15 protein-coding genes and 2 tRNA genes are annotated in these 13,128 nt (G+C 53.3%); 14 read left to right on the top strand and 3 right to left on the bottom strand.

Translation table 11 applies throughout. The features are described from left to right. Window positions 1–57: 57 nt before the first annotated feature. Window positions 58–339, top strand: coding sequence for a DUF2098 domain-containing protein (locus McpCs1_RS06545; RefSeq protein WP_338096459.1), 282 nt, complete (start codon window positions 58–60; stop codon window positions 337–339). Between the two features lie 39 nt (window positions 340–378). On the opposite strand, the gene nikR is transcribed toward McpCs1_RS06545, so the two are convergent. Then, window positions 379–798, bottom strand: a complete 420-nt coding sequence (nikR, locus tag McpCs1_RS06550) for a nickel-responsive transcriptional regulator NikR (RefSeq protein ID WP_338096460.1) — start codon at window positions 796–798, stop codon at window positions 379–381. Window positions 799–973: 175 nt separating this feature from the next. On the opposite strand from nikR, the gene McpCs1_RS06555 reads away from it, so the two are divergent. From McpCs1_RS06555 to McpCs1_RS06600, 10 genes are all read left to right on the top strand, one after another. Next, on the top strand, window positions 974–2,209 hold the full coding sequence (locus tag McpCs1_RS06555; RefSeq protein WP_338096461.1) for a translation initiation factor IF-2 subunit gamma: 1,236 nt from the start codon (window positions 974–976) through the stop codon (window positions 2,207–2,209). Further along, entirely contained in the window at window positions 2,173–2,586 is a 414-nt protein-coding gene (locus McpCs1_RS06560) for a type II toxin-antitoxin system VapC family toxin (protein ID WP_338096462.1), read from the top strand. Before McpCs1_RS06555 ends, McpCs1_RS06560 begins: the two co-directional genes overlap by 37 nt. Before the next feature lie 21 nt (window positions 2,587–2,607). Continuing rightward, window positions 2,608–3,180 (top strand): DNA-directed RNA polymerase, encoded by a 573-nt coding sequence (locus McpCs1_RS06565; RefSeq protein WP_338096463.1) that lies wholly within the window; start codon window positions 2,608–2,610, stop codon window positions 3,178–3,180. Continuing rightward, window positions 3,180–3,395 carry a transcription elongation factor subunit Spt4 gene (gene spt4, locus McpCs1_RS06570; RefSeq protein WP_338096464.1) on the top strand — a complete coding sequence of 72 codons (216 nt, stop codon included), beginning with the start codon at window positions 3,180–3,182 and terminating at the stop codon, window positions 3,393–3,395. The genes McpCs1_RS06565 and spt4 overlap by 1 nt, the downstream gene beginning before the upstream one ends. 83 nt (window positions 3,396–3,478) lie before the next feature. Then, on the top strand, window positions 3,479–3,880 hold the full coding sequence (locus tag McpCs1_RS06575) for a GTP-dependent dephospho-CoA kinase family protein (protein ID WP_338096465.1): 402 nt from the start codon (window positions 3,479–3,481) through the stop codon (window positions 3,878–3,880). A 49-nt stretch (window positions 3,881–3,929) separates the two neighbouring features. Beyond that, window positions 3,930–4,223, top strand: a complete 294-nt coding sequence (locus McpCs1_RS06580) for a 30S ribosomal protein S24e (protein ID WP_338096466.1) — start codon at window positions 3,930–3,932, stop codon at window positions 4,221–4,223. 4 nt (window positions 4,224–4,227) lie between these two features. Then, window positions 4,228–4,413, top strand: a complete 186-nt coding sequence (locus McpCs1_RS06585) for a 30S ribosomal protein S27ae (protein WP_338096467.1) — start codon at window positions 4,228–4,230, stop codon at window positions 4,411–4,413. 11 nt (window positions 4,414–4,424) lie between these two features. Further along, the gene (locus tag McpCs1_RS06590) at window positions 4,425–6,002 is read left to right on the top strand and encodes a bifunctional N(6)-L-threonylcarbamoyladenine synthase/serine/threonine protein kinase (protein WP_338096468.1); all 1,578 of its coding nucleotides are present in this window, start codon (window positions 4,425–4,427) and stop codon (window positions 6,000–6,002) included. Next, the gene (locus McpCs1_RS06595; protein WP_338096469.1) at window positions 5,999–6,541 is read left to right on the top strand and encodes an XTP/dITP diphosphatase; all 543 of its coding nucleotides are present in this window, start codon (window positions 5,999–6,001) and stop codon (window positions 6,539–6,541) included. The genes McpCs1_RS06590 and McpCs1_RS06595 overlap by 4 nt, the downstream gene beginning before the upstream one ends. A 64-nt stretch (window positions 6,542–6,605) precedes the next feature. Next, entirely contained in the window at window positions 6,606–6,749 is a 144-nt protein-coding gene (locus McpCs1_RS06600) for a 50S ribosomal protein L40e (protein ID WP_338096470.1), read from the top strand. Between the two features lie 326 nt (window positions 6,750–7,075). On the opposite strand, the gene McpCs1_RS06605 is transcribed toward McpCs1_RS06600, so the two are convergent. Beyond that, a complete protein-coding gene (locus McpCs1_RS06605) occupies window positions 7,076–7,750 on the bottom strand; it encodes a putative phosphothreonine lyase domain-containing protein (protein WP_338096471.1) in 675 nt (224 codons plus the stop codon). Between the two features lie 95 nt (window positions 7,751–7,845). Here McpCs1_RS06605 and htpX point away from each other — a divergent pair, with 95 nt between their 5' ends. The 3 genes from htpX to McpCs1_RS06620 all read left to right on the top strand — a co-directional run bounded on the left by htpX (window position 7,846) and on the right by McpCs1_RS06620 (window position 9,006). Beyond that, a complete protein-coding gene (gene htpX / locus McpCs1_RS06610) occupies window positions 7,846–8,766 on the top strand; it encodes a zinc metalloprotease HtpX (RefSeq protein ID WP_338096472.1) in 921 nt (306 codons plus the stop codon). A gap of 73 nt (window positions 8,767–8,839) precedes the next feature. Further along, window positions 8,840–8,910, top strand: a tRNA-Gly gene (locus tag McpCs1_RS06615). A gap of 24 nt (window positions 8,911–8,934) precedes the next feature. Beyond that, window positions 8,935–9,006: transfer RNA gene (locus McpCs1_RS06620), tRNA-Val, on the top strand. A gap of 380 nt (window positions 9,007–9,386) precedes the next feature. Here the strand turns inward: McpCs1_RS06620 and McpCs1_RS06625 are convergent. After that, window positions 9,387–13,085 carry a phosphoribosylformylglycinamidine synthase gene (locus McpCs1_RS06625; RefSeq protein ID WP_338096473.1) on the bottom strand — a complete coding sequence of 1,233 codons (3,699 nt, stop codon included), beginning with the start codon at window positions 13,083–13,085 and terminating at the stop codon, window positions 9,387–9,389. Window positions 13,086–13,128 lie beyond the last annotated feature (43 nt).

Raw genomic sequence — 13,128 nt, forward strand, 5'->3', positions numbered from 1 at the left:
TTTGAAAAATATCGCAGAACCACATCTTTATACCCCGCAAGTATCCAACATAGTATCATGAGCATGCTTGCAATCGGGCAGACAGTGCGATACGGAAGGACAGGAACGGTGGGAAAAATTGTTGCTCTAATAGAGGAGGACAACTCCACATTTGCCGAGCTTGACAGCACCGGACTCTACTATCGTGTCGACCAGCTCACTGCAATCAGTGATATTGTCCACAAAGAAACCGAAAGCAGGGACTTCAGAAAAGATCTCGAACAGGAACAGGAAAGAGTCCGCGAGATGAATGAAAGTGCCTGGCAAAATACCGACCAGAGTTGTGAAGGCGGAGGATAAAACTGGAGCCAGGGCCTTTTGGCCCGTGCATTTTTTTAATTAGTTGACCGGAATGGTGGTCAGCTTTACTGACTCAACGCCTTTGAGGGCCATCAGCTTCTCTGCGACCTCTTTGAGCTTCACACCGTCACCGCGGACAAGGATAACCTCAAGGCACCGTTCGTCATTTACGTGTGCATGCAGGGTGGACTGGATGGTTTCGCGGTGTTCATGCTGTATCTCCGTAATCGTCTGCATGAGACCGCGGTGATCATGATCATAGACCATGGTGATAACGCCCTGGCGTTCGCCTTTCACATCAGACATCCATTCATAATACGTGATATAACTGCGAATTGCATCGCGGATGCCTTCCGACCTTGAGGAGTAACCGCGAAGTCCGATAATTCCGTCGAATTTATCCAGAAGATTCTGTGGAAGGGATATTCCTATGCGTGAAAGATCCGAGTCTCCAACCATAATATACTATCATATCGGGCTGTTCATATTTTATTCTTCTTACGTAATCTTATGCAGATGATGGTTTTTTCATACGAAGTCTGCTGATGGTCACTCATGCGGCATTCACTGGTTTATCACACAAATATATCTGTTGGAAAGTCGATTATATAAGGTTGAGGAGGTTTTGGTTTCTTTGCATGATCCTACAATACCAAACGTAAATATCGGCGTGGTAGGCCACGTTGACCACGGGAAGACCACCCTGGTCAGCCAGCTTACCGGCTCATGGACAGACCGCCACAGTGAAGAACTGAAGCGCGGTATCTCCATCCGCCTCGGCTATGCCGACGCGACATTTTACAAATGCTCGAAATGCCAGGGCCCGGAGTCCTGGTCGAATACTGATACATGCCAAATCTGCGGCGGAAAACTTGAACCGGTACGGTCCGTCTCCTTTGTGGACGCCCCGGGTCACGAAACCCTGATGGCAACCATGCTTTCCGGTTCTGCAATCATGGACGGCGCAATGCTGGTCATTGCCGCCAACGAGCCGTGCCCGCAGCCGCAGACAAAAGAGCACCTGATGGCGCTTGAGCTGACCGGCATCAAGAACATCATCATCGTTCAGAATAAGATTGACGTGGTGCCCCAGAAGCAGGCGATTGAAAACTACAAACAGATCAAAGCGTTTGTGAAAGGAACGGTTGCGGAAAACGCACCGATCATTCCGGTGTCAGCCCAGAAAAAGATCAACTTCGGTGTCTTGATCGATGCGCTGAACACCACGATCCCTGATATGGAACGTGAGGCAGATGTTCCGCCGATCATGCTGATCGCACGATCCTTTGATGTCAACCGTCCGGGAAGTTCCTGGCGCGACATCAAAGGCGGTGTCATTGGCGGGTCCTTGATCCGCGGTGAGTTCCGTGAGGGCGACGATATGGAGATCCGTCCGGGCAGACAGTACATGTCTGAGAACAAGGCAAAATGGGAGCCGATTACAACCAAGATTACCTCCATGAACAAGGCGTCCCACAAAGTTGCCGTAGCAACTCCGGGCGGTCTTTCAGCAATTGGTACAAAACTTGATCCTGCTATTACGAAAAGCGATACGCTTGTCGGACAGGTAGCCGGAGCGGTCGGATCCCTTCCGCCGGTCTGGGAGAAGATGAAGTTTGACATGACGTTAATGGACCGCGTGGTAGGTTCTGCATCCGAGCAGAACATTGAGCCGCTACGGTTGAAAGAGCCGCTGATGCTGTCTGTCGGGACAGCCGTCACCGTCGGTATTGTCATGGCAGCAAAGAAAAATCAGGCAGAGGTTATTCTCAAGCGGCCGGTTTGTGCGGAACTTGGTTCCCGGATTGCAATCAGCCGGCAGGTTGGTGGCAGATGGCGTCTGATCGGCATGGGCATCCTGACCGAGTAACGGTTGTTCTGGACACCAATGCTCTGATGATGCCTGCACAGTTTGGCGTGGACCTCTTTGAAGGTCTGCGCGAACTGCTTGGAGGATGCGATGTCTTCGTACCTGCCGAGGTGGTGTACGAGCTGCGCGGTCTGATGCAGGGATGCGGGAAAAATGCGGCGGCGGCACGGTTTGGTCTGACGGTTGCCGGACGCTGCACGGTCCTTCCTCCGATTGAAGAGGACATCCCGGTGGATGACAAAATAATCCGAACAGCAGAGATGTTTAATGCTGTTGTAGTGACCAATGATAGAAAGTTAAAAGACCGTCTGCTCAGTCTCCGCATTCCGGTTGTTGTACTCCGGTCGCGGACAAGGCTTGAGCTGATAGGAAAATGATTTCGACGAGGAGCTAAGGATATGTATTATAAGCTGAAATTAAACGATAAGGTCAGAGTTCCGCCGGAGCGCATGGGCGAGGATCTGAACACCGTTATTCTTGATGTTCTGCAGGAGCAGTTCGAGGGAAGCGTTGACAAGGAGATGGGTATCTTCATCGCAGTGACCGGTGTGAACCGTGTCGGCGACGGCGAGATCATCTACAGCGACGGCGGCGTGTATTATGATGTGGACTTTGAGGCAGTGACGCTTCGTCTGTCTCTGCAGGAAGTTCTCGAAGGTATTGTCGTGGAGACGACGAGCTTTGGCGCGTTCATCTCGCTTGGACCGATCGATGCAATGCTGCACATGAGTCAGATAACCGATGAATACATCGATTATGATGAGAAGAACTCCCGGCTTGTCTGTAAGGACACCGGCAGAACGCTCGCGGTGGGCGACACGGTGCGCGCACGCGTGGTTGCTCTGTCACTGAACGAACGCGAGCCGCGTGAGTCAAAGATCGGTCTGACGATGCGTCAGCCGGGTCTTGGAACGCTTGCGTGGATTGCGGATGAGCACAACCGCGAGCAGGCTGAGAAGGAGCGGAAGTAATGGCACCGAAGCGGACGTCGAAGAAGATGCTGCAGGCATGCCGCAACTGCCACAAGGTGCTGGAGGCCGATAAGGTCCAGTGTCCGGAGTGTCAGGGTAATGCACTGACAACCGAGTGGTTCGGGTATATGGTTATCATCGACTCCCGTCACTCGGATGTTGCAAAAAAGATGAATATCGACTATAACGGCCGCTACGCCCTTAAGGTCAGATAATGCTTGTTCTCCCGTCGGAGCACCGAGGGCTGTTCAAACAGCCTTTTGGAACCCTTTTTCCCGAATTTTCTGATATTGTTCCAATGGTTTCCGGCAGAATGCTGTGCACGGTCGGCGATGTGGTGACGCACTCCGCACTTTCGCGCGGAATTATTCCTGCGGTCGGAGTTATCGATGGTCTGACGATGCGATCACCATATCTTGCGATGCCGGAGATTTCCCAGCATATCCTTCATGTGAAAAATCCTGCCGGAACGATCACTGACGAGCTGGTGGCAACGCTTAAAGAAGCAGTGGCACTCACTCCGTGTGTGATTATGGTGGACGGCGAGGAGGATCTCGCGGTTCTTCCGCTGATAAAGCTCCTGCCTGATGATGCACTGGTGGTTTACGGCCAGCCGAACGAAGGCGTGGTGCTCTGCCTAGTAACGCCAGAGCTGCGGCAGCGTGCGGATTATCTTCTGTCCTGTTTTGTTCGCTGCTGAGAATGCACCAGTATTAAATATCCTGCATTCCAATAATTGTGGGATATCGATGGAGATTAAGATCACCTCAAATACCAGAAACGAGCTTTTAAGCCGTAATGAGGTTGCGTTCACCGCAGTATATGACGGCGCAACCCCAGCCCGTGCAGACATCGGAGCAAAAATTGCAGCGATGCAGAATACCCCGGTCGAAAAACTCATCCTCTCTTCACTGAAAGGACGCTTCGGAACCAAAGCCGTTACCGGCGTTGCACGCATCTACGACTCAGTTGACGCACTGAACGCAACTGAGCGTGCATTCCTGATTGCCCGCGGAAAGCCAAAGGCAGAAAAGGAGGAGTAAAACCATGGCAGCAAAGAAGAAGGTAGCAAAGGAAACCCCAAAACGCAGCGAGCTCTATGCAGTTGACGGACAGGGAAAAGCAACCACCACTCACCGCCACTGCCCGCGCTGCGGCCCGGGTGTCTTTATGGGCGAGCACTCTGACCGCTTCGCCTGCGGAAAATGCGGATATACTGAGTTTAAGCAATAAAATACATTATTATGCCCGAAGCAAGGGTCCTTGGCATTGAAGGAACGGCATGGAACTTCAGTGCCGCTGTTTTTGATGAGGATTTGGTATGTCTCGAATCCTCGCCTTACGTACCTCCGCACGGAGGAATTCATCCGCGGGAAGCTGCCCAGCATCATGCAGCGGTCGCTGCTGACGTGATCGGAAAAGTTCTTGAGAAAGCTGGACCAGAGATCGATGCAGTTGCATTTTCGATCGGCCCGGGCCTTGGCCCGTCGCTGCGAACAGCTGCGACTGCGGCACGGTCTCTTGCACTGAAATTCGGTGTTCCGTTAATCGGCGTGAACCATTGTGTCGCTCATGTGGAGATCGGGCGCTGGTACACAAAGTTTGCCGACCCGATTGTGCTCTATGCGTCCGGTGCGAACACGCAGGTTCTCGGATTTTTGAACGGACGCTACAGAATCTTCGGCGAGACGCTGGACATCGGGCTAGGCAATGCGCTGGACAAGTTTGCCCGCAGCCATGACCTCCCGCATCCGGGAGGACCGATCATTGAGGAGATGGCAAAGAAAGGATCCTATCTTCCGCTTCCCTATACGGTGAAAGGAATGGACCTGGCTTTCTCCGGTCTGATGAGCGCGGCAAAGGAGGCTACCGCGCGCGGCGAGTCGATGGAGGATGTCTGCTGCGGATTTCAGGAGACTGCGTTTGCGATGTGCGTTGAGGTCACGGAACGTGCGCTCGCCCACACCGGTAAAGACGAGGTGATTCTGGTTGGTGGTGTCGGTGCAAACAGCCGTCTTCAGGAGATGCTTAAAATCATGTGCGAGGAACGCGGGGCACGGTTTATGGCGCCGCCGCGGGTCTACATGGGCGACAACGGTGCGATGATCGCCTACACCGGCAAAATCATGCTGGAGGCAGGTTCCACGATCGCGGTTGCAGACTCGATGGTCAATCCCGGATTCAGATCCGATCAGGTTGAGGTGACCTGGCGGAGCGATGCAGGGAAGCTGTTTGCCCCCGGCCAGTCAGAGACTGCGGAGCGCGGAGCGGAGGCCGCCGTGGACCTGACCGGCGTTGACGCAGTAAAGACGCGGCTGCCAAAAGGATACCGCGTGCCAAAGCTGGACGCAGCCCTCATCACGGAGCGGACACGGGCCGAAGCGCGCTGCATTGCTGCCGCGCGCAGAGGGGGTGTGCCGGTGCCGGTCATTCGTGATGTTACGGAACGCACAATTGTGATGGAAAAGCTGCACGGCGATGTGCTGAAGTACGTGATCAGCGATGCATACGCATACGCGGCAGGCGTTACGGTCGGTAAACTGCACAAGACCGGAATCGTGCACGGAGATCTGACGACCTCGAACATGATCTGGCAGAACGGACGCGTGTATCTCATCGACTTTGGTCTCGCACAGATGGCCGATGAGATTGAGCCGCGCGGCGTTGATCTGCATGTGCTGTTCCAGACACTGGAGAGTACGACTGCTTCGCCGGCATCGCTGAAGCAGGCGTTCTGTGATGGATATCGCTCTGCGTTTGCCGGTGCAGACGCTGTGATCGAACGCGAGGTTGAGATTGAACTGCGGGGGCGGTACCTGTGATTACGGTTGTTACCGGCAACAAAAACAAGGCAGCCGAGGTCGCGGCATTCTTCGCAGGCATTACCGAAGTGACGCATGTCGACTTCACCTGCATTGAGCCGCAGGCCGAAACAGTGGAGGAGATTGCACGCGCGAAGGCAGAGCAGGCATACGCCGCGCTTGGAACACCGTTGATCGTGGATGATACCGGACTCTTCATCGATGCGCTGTCCGGGTTTCCCGGACCCTATGCTGCATATGTGCAGGACACAATAGGCAACACGGGTGTTCTCCAGCTGATGAGCGGTATCGCCGACAGGCGTGCATATTTTGAAACGGCTGTTGCCTACGCTGATACGGACGGCATCAGTGTATTCTCCGGGGTCGTGGAGGGGGAGATAACAGCAGCCGAACGCGGGACAGACGGATTTGGTTACGACCCGATATTCGCTGTAGGCGTTCGAACTCTCGCCGAAATGTCCATGGAGGAAAAGAACAAACTCTCCCACCGCGCCCGTGCCCTTGCAGCTTTTCGCGACTGGTACATAACCTCGCGGTGAGCGGAATGGTTAATAGGACCCAGCACCCACATTATAGAACTCAATATAACGGGGTTATTCATAGATGAGATTCCCAGAAGCAGAGGCAAGACTTCTTAATGTACAAGTTTGCATGAAATGCAACGCACGTAACGCTTCCCGCGCAACCAGCTGCCGCAAGTGCGGCTCAAAGGCACTTCGCCCGAAGAACAAGGAACGCAAAGCATAATATGCAATATTTCGGTGCGGATTTTTTCCGTCACCGGTTCACTTTTTCTTCCAGACTGTTTTGAAAATGTTTTTTTAATAGGACTTACGCGACGTGATTCTGATGCATGTAGTTATTTCGAGTGAATTCTATTAAAATAGGACTTACGCGGTATGAAATAACATAAGGAAAAGGAATTTTCTGTCCTTGGTTTTATTTGGGGCAACCACGGAACACACGGAATTCAGTGTGTTCAGTGTGTTCCGTGGTTACTCCAAGCAAGACCACCTACAGAAAAATCCCAAACAATGAAAATCATCACCGTGTAAGTCCTATTAAAAAAAATTTTAGACCGAGTAGTAGGTCACGCGCTTTCCCTTTTCCCGGTACTCGCCTGCATACGTGTCGAGGTTGCGCTTGTAGCCGATCCGGTCAACAAAACCGAGCTGTTTCAACTCCTCGCGCACCCGCATCACGTCCGCCTCGTCAGCCCAATTCTCAGTGAACACATAGATCACTTTGCGTTCGTCGCGCGAGTCCTCATTCTCTTTTGCAGTGCTGACCTTTGCACCGATACCAAGAGTCCCGAGAACCATTGCGTTGCGGACCTTCTGCCATGCGGCGTCAACGTCTTCGGGCAGTAAAAAGATCAGCCACTTCCCTGCCTCCTCAGCACCCGAAACACCGGTGGCAACGCCGGGGCGGTCCTGCTGTATCCAATAGGACCGAGTGGTTTTTGTTGGAACGATGCCTTCGCCTGCGGCATAGAGTCCAGCAATATCTGCGGCTGTTCCAAGAGAGGAGAGCGCCGGAACAAGCGGAGGATACGCGTCCTCAAAGACAGGCAGACAGGATGCACAGCGGTCGGTCAGATCCGCGCCGGCCTCTACCTCACGGTAAAGGCAGGTCTGTTCCTTTTCCAGCTGCTGCTCCATGAAGATGGTAAACATCCCGAACGCCAGATCAGTCAGTTCCTCTGTCATGATCTCTTCTTCGGTCTCGGTGACTTCGTCCTCGAACATGATTTGTGAATTATTGTATCATTTCTATACACTTTAGATTTCGTATTGCGAAGACACGAAGCATATTATCCAGAGCGTTCTATTACTTAGATACAATGATATGGAAGCGTGACTATGGTCTCATCGCCCGTCAGATCGTGGCATGGGTCATTATAGGCCTTATCTACGTGGTACTGTTCTCCGTGATCGGCTGGTGGCTTGCCGGAACCGGCATGTTCGGCTCGTACTACCTGTATATGATCATCGGTATGGCGGCAGTAATGGCGCTTGTTCAGTACTTCCTTTCCGACAAACTGGTGCTGATGTCAACGAAGGCCAAGGTTGTCACCGAGGATGAGGAGCCGAAGCTGTATGCAATGGTGAAGAAACTCGCCGATGAAGCAGGTCTGCCGATGCCGCGCGTGGCAATTATGCCTTCGCCGGTACCGAACGCATTTGCAACCGGCAGAAGCCCGAAACATGCGGTTGTTGCCGTGACCCAGGCGATCAGAGGTATCCTGACTGATGATGAGCTTGAGGCGGTGCTTGCTCATGAACTGGCACACGTGAAAAACCGTGACATGCTGACGATGACGATCGGAAGTTTCCTGGTTTCAGTCGCAGCAATGATCATCAACAATGCCTTCATCATGGCACTTCTGAGCAGCAACCGCAACAGCGAGAACGGCGGCGGCATTATTGTCTTTATTGTGGCGATGGTAGTGGTTGTTATTGTGTATGTTGTGGGAACGATGATTACGATGGCAATCTCCCGGTACCGCGAGTTCTCCGCAGACCGCGGCAGTGCCTACATCACCCGCGACCCGGACGCACTGATTCGTGCGCTGAAAAAGATCTCGGGCAAGATGGAGACGATCCCGCCGGACAAGAAGCGCGAGATCTCAGCAGAGAACTCATTCTATATTATTCCGGCAATCTCCGGCGAGTCGGTGATGGAGCTGTTCTCCACTCACCCGCCTCTTGAGAAGCGGATTGCAAACCTTGAGAAGGTTAAGATGGAGATGCAGGGATACTAATCCCTCATTTTTCTCTTAGAGAGAAAAATCCGGCAGATTTAATTACTTCAAATATACACCTATATAACGCAAGGCACTGATGGTCTAGAGGCATGACTTTGGCCTTCCAAGCCAATAGCCCGGGTTCGAATCCCGGTCGGTGCACTCCCTTTTTGTGGGTTTTTTCTTGGACTCGTGGTCTAGTGGTATGACGTCTCCTTCACACGGAGAAGGTCAGGAGTTCGAATCTCCTCGGGTCCATTCGATATTATATTTCTTCAATAGGAATTACGCGGTGATGAGTTTCATCGTTTGAGATTTTTCTGTCCTTGATCTCACTTAGAGTACCACGGAATGGACTGAGCACACAGAGCTTCACGGAAAAAAATGAAATGCACGGAGAACGCCTGCGGCACCATATCGCATGCCTTTGGCCTGCTCACCGCTTCGCGGGAATGCACGGAATATATTTTTTCATATTTTGAGAGAATAAGAGGAAATAAATTACCTCGGAAATCTTTTCGTGCATTCCGTGGTTATTTCAAGCAAAACCACATGTCGCAAAACCCCACCGCGTAACTCCTATTCAAAAAAAAATTCTGAATTTTATTTTTCTTCGAGCCGCTGTGTTGAAAAACGCTTCACTGGTAGTATGCCACCAGCGACTCAAACAGCTGCATCATGAACTTATCAGGAACATTGCGGTACAGTCCCTCGCCCACGCGTTCAGAGTGTCCCATTTTACCGAGCACACGACCGTCCGGCGAGGTGATCGCTTCAATTGCCATGAAGGAGTTGTTCGGGTTGAAGTGAATGTCAGATGTCGGTTGGTTGTCGAGGTCGACATACTGCGCAGCAACCTGACCGTTTGCGATGAGGTCTGCGACAGTGTCGGCGCCCGCGAGGAAGCGTCCCTCGCCGTGGGAGATCGGAACAGCGAAGACATCATCCACATTCACGCGCGACAGCCACGGCGACTTCACCGAGGCGACACGCGTCCGTACAATCCTTGACTGGTGGCGGCCGATGGTGTTGAAGGTGAGCGTCGGCGAGTTCTCGTCCACGTCAACGATCTCGCCGTAGGGAACAAGGCCCAGTTTGATCAGTGCCTGGAACCCGTTGCAGATGCCGCACATGAGGCCGTCGCGATTCTTGAGAAGGTCATGCACGGCATCCTTGATTTTTGCGTTGCGGAAGAATGCAGTGATGAACTTGCCAGAGCCATCCGGTTCGTCGCCGCCGGAGAAGCCGCCGGGGATAAAGATGGCATGCGAGCGGCGGATGGCGTCAGCTATGGCGTCAACAGAATTTGCAATGTCTTCTGCGGTCATGTTGTTGATGACGATAACCTCGGGAACAGCGCCGGCACGTGCGACAGCCTTCGCGCTGTCGTACTCACAGTTCGTTCCCGGAAACACCGGAATAAGAACGCGGGGCTGTGACACACGGACACGCGGCTTTGCGGTGTTTCGGTCGCTGAACGTAATCTTTGGAATCGCTGCAGACTCTTGAGAGATGTTGCAGGGGAACACCGACTCAAGCTTTGCCTCATACACCTGCCGGAGGTTTGCGAGCGAAATTGTTTCGCTGCCAAGCCGTAGTTCGGGAACGGATGTTGTTGTGCCGAGAAGCGTGCCAACCGCTTCAGCATCAGCGTCAAGCTCAAGAATGAACGATCCGTAGCGGTAGGAGAACAGATCATCGAGGGGGACGTCGTTTGTGTACGTAAGACCGATGTTGTTGCCAAGAGCCATCTTGAAAACTCCCTCGGCAATACCGCCGGCAACCGGCGTCCAGCAGGAGAGGACCTGACCTTTTCGCATCAGCTCTGTCACACGAGAGAATGTTTCCAGAAGCGAGGGGGTTGGCGGCAGGCCGCCCTCTAAGTCATAGGCAGGAGAGAGAAGGACCACACGGTGGTCCGGGCCTTTGAACTCGTTTGAGATGATGTTCTGGATCTTTTCTGTGGTAACCGCAAACGATATCAGGGTGGGCGGGACATTGAGCTGCTCAAACGAGCCGCTCATCGAGTCCTTGCCGCCAATCGCACCGATGCCAAGACCCATCTGAGCTGAGAGTGCGCCAAGCAGGGCAGAGACCGGTTTGCCCCAGCGTTTCGGATCAAGCCCTAATCGTTCAAAATACTCCTGAAACGACAGGTAGACATCAGAAAATGCGGCACCGGTTGCGACAAGCTTTGCAACACTTTCGACGACCGCGAGGTACGCGCTGTGATACGGACTCTTCTCTGCGATTGCAGGATTATAGCCCCATGCCATTAAGGAACAGTCATCGGTGTCTCCGTGTTCAACGGAAATCTTTGTGACCATCGCCTGCACCGGCGTCTGTTGATATTTTCCGCCGAACGGCATCAGAACAGCGCCGGCACCAATGGTTGAGTCAAATCTCTCCGAGAGGCCGCGCTTTGAACAGATGTTCAGGTCGCCCGCAAGAGCTGAGTAGTTTTCCGTGAAGGTTCCGGAGAACGGTTTTGAGAATGGTTCCGGTGCGGCAAGTTCAGCAGAGATGTGTTTTTCTACGCCGTTTGAGTTCAGGAACTCGCGGGAGATGTCAACGATCACGTCATCGTTCCATGTCATTACGACCCTGGGCTCGGCAGTCACCTCGGCAACGACTGTGGCCTCGAGATTTTCCGCATGGGAAAGAGCGATGAATTTTTCTGCGTCAGCTGCGGCAACGACGACCGCCATTCGTTCCTGCGACTCGCTGATAGCAAGCTCGGTGCCATCGAGACCGTCGTATTTTTTCGGGACCGCATTGAGATTGATTGAGACGCCGTCGGCGAGTTCACCGATCGCAACCGAGACGCCGCCTGCACCAAAGTCATTGCAGCGTTTGATGAGGATAGATGCAGCCGGGTTTCTGAACAGACGCTGAATTTTTCGCTCCTCGGGAGCGTTTCCTTTCTGCACTTCAGCACCGCAGGACTCAAGCGAGTCAGCTGTGTGGGATTTGGAGGAGCCGGTCGCACCGCCGCAGCCGTCCCTGCCGGTCCTTCCACCGAGAAGAATTATTTTGTCGCTCGGAATAGGGGACTCGCGGCGGACGTTTGATGCCGGTGCCGCACCGATGACGGCTCCGACCTCCATGCGTTTTGCGACATATCCCGGATGATAGAGTTCGTCCACCATGCCGGTTGCAAGACCGATCTGGTTGCCGTAGGAGCTGTAGCCGGCTGCCGCAGTGGTGACAATTTTTCTCTGAGGAAGTTTACCGGGGAGGGTCTGGTCGACTGGTGCAAGCGGATTTCCTGCACCGGTGAGCCGCATGGCAGCGTATACATATGCTCTGCCGGAGAGCGGGTCGCGGATTGCGCCGCCGATGCAGGTTGCAGCACCGCCGAATGGTTCGATCTCGGTCGGGTGGTTGTGGGTCTCGTTTTTGAATAAGAGCAGCCAGTTTTCGTCTTTGCCGTCAACAGCGACGGTTATCCTGACGGTGCAGGCATTGACCTCTTCGGACTCGTCAAGTTTTTCGAGCTTTCCTTGTGAGCGCAGATATTTGACGGCGATGGTGCCGATGTCCATGAGGTTGACCGGCTTAGTGCGGTTGATCTTTTTGCGCACGGCAAGGTAGTCGTCGAATGCTTTTTGAAGAAGCGGGCTTTTCGTTTTTACGGAGTCGAGGGTTGTCAGGAAGGTGGTGTGGCGGCAGTGGTCAGACCAGTAGGTGTCGATCATCTTAATTTCGGTGATGGTCGGGTCGCGGCCTGTGGTCTTGAAGTACTGCTGGCAAAATGCGATGTCGCCTGCATCCATCGCAAGCCCGAAGGACTTCGCGAAGTCTGCAAGGCCTGCGGTGTCGAGGCTGCAGAAGCCGGTCATGACGGATACTTTTTTTGGGGCTGCGCAGACAAGCGCAAGGGTTGCAGGGAGTTCGAGTGATGCTTCGCGGCTTTCAACCTGGTTGATAACGTATTTTTTGATCGCGGTGAGGTCGTCGTTGGTGATTTTTCCGCCGATGACGTAGACGCGTGCGGTTTTGATGATGGCACGTTCCTTCTGGGAGATGAGCTGAATGCACTGGGCGGCGCTGTCGGCACGCTGGTCAAACTGACCGGGGAGGAACTCGACGGCGAACATACGTTCGCCGTCACGAAGGGTGACGGCGTCAGAGACGATGTCAAGCTGGGGTTCGGAGAAAACGGTGTGTTTGGCGTACTCGAAGAGATCTTTTTCGATGTTGTCTGCGTCGTAGCGGTTTATGATTCGAAGCGTTGTGATGTTTTGTATGCCAAGCAGTGTGCGAAGCTCGCCAAGAACTGCATTTGCTTCGTTGGCAAGAGCCGGTTTTTTCTCAACGAATACTCTGAAAACCATTATGAAATCCCTTCACTCATCTCCGATATGGTACATATTATTG

This window comes from Methanorbis rubei (assembly GCF_032714495.1).
Classification (GTDB): domain Archaea; phylum Halobacteriota; class Methanomicrobia; order Methanomicrobiales; family Methanocorpusculaceae; genus Methanocorpusculum; species Methanocorpusculum rubei.

Coding starts and splice junctions, on each gene's coding strand:
- McpCs1_RS06600 (WP_338096470.1), top strand. CDS start 6,606: ATGAGATTCCCAGAAGCAGAGGCAAGACTTCTTAATGTACAAGTTTGC.
- McpCs1_RS06575 (WP_338096465.1), top strand. CDS start 3,479: ATGGTTTCCGGCAGAATGCTGTGCACGGTCGGCGATGTGGTGACGCAC.
- McpCs1_RS06580 (WP_338096466.1), top strand. CDS start 3,930: ATGGAGATTAAGATCACCTCAAATACCAGAAACGAGCTTTTAAGCCGT.
- McpCs1_RS06605 (WP_338096471.1), bottom strand. CDS start 7,750: ATGTTCGAGGACGAAGTCACCGAGACCGAAGAAGAGATCATGACAGAG.
- htpX (WP_338096472.1), top strand. CDS start 7,846: ATGATATGGAAGCGTGACTATGGTCTCATCGCCCGTCAGATCGTGGCA.
- spt4 (WP_338096464.1), top strand. CDS start 3,180: ATGGCACCGAAGCGGACGTCGAAGAAGATGCTGCAGGCATGCCGCAAC.
- McpCs1_RS06545 (WP_338096459.1), top strand. CDS start 58: ATGAGCATGCTTGCAATCGGGCAGACAGTGCGATACGGAAGGACAGGA.
- McpCs1_RS06560 (WP_338096462.1), top strand. CDS start 2,173: ATGGCGTCTGATCGGCATGGGCATCCTGACCGAGTAACGGTTGTTCTG.
- McpCs1_RS06590 (WP_338096468.1), top strand. CDS start 4,425: ATGCCCGAAGCAAGGGTCCTTGGCATTGAAGGAACGGCATGGAACTTC.
- McpCs1_RS06585 (WP_338096467.1), top strand. CDS start 4,228: ATGGCAGCAAAGAAGAAGGTAGCAAAGGAAACCCCAAAACGCAGCGAG.
- McpCs1_RS06565 (WP_338096463.1), top strand. CDS start 2,608: ATGTATTATAAGCTGAAATTAAACGATAAGGTCAGAGTTCCGCCGGAG.
- nikR (WP_338096460.1), bottom strand. CDS start 798: ATGGTTGGAGACTCGGATCTTTCACGCATAGGAATATCCCTTCCACAG.
- McpCs1_RS06625 (WP_338096473.1), bottom strand. CDS start 13,085: ATGGTTTTCAGAGTATTCGTTGAGAAAAAACCGGCTCTTGCCAACGAA.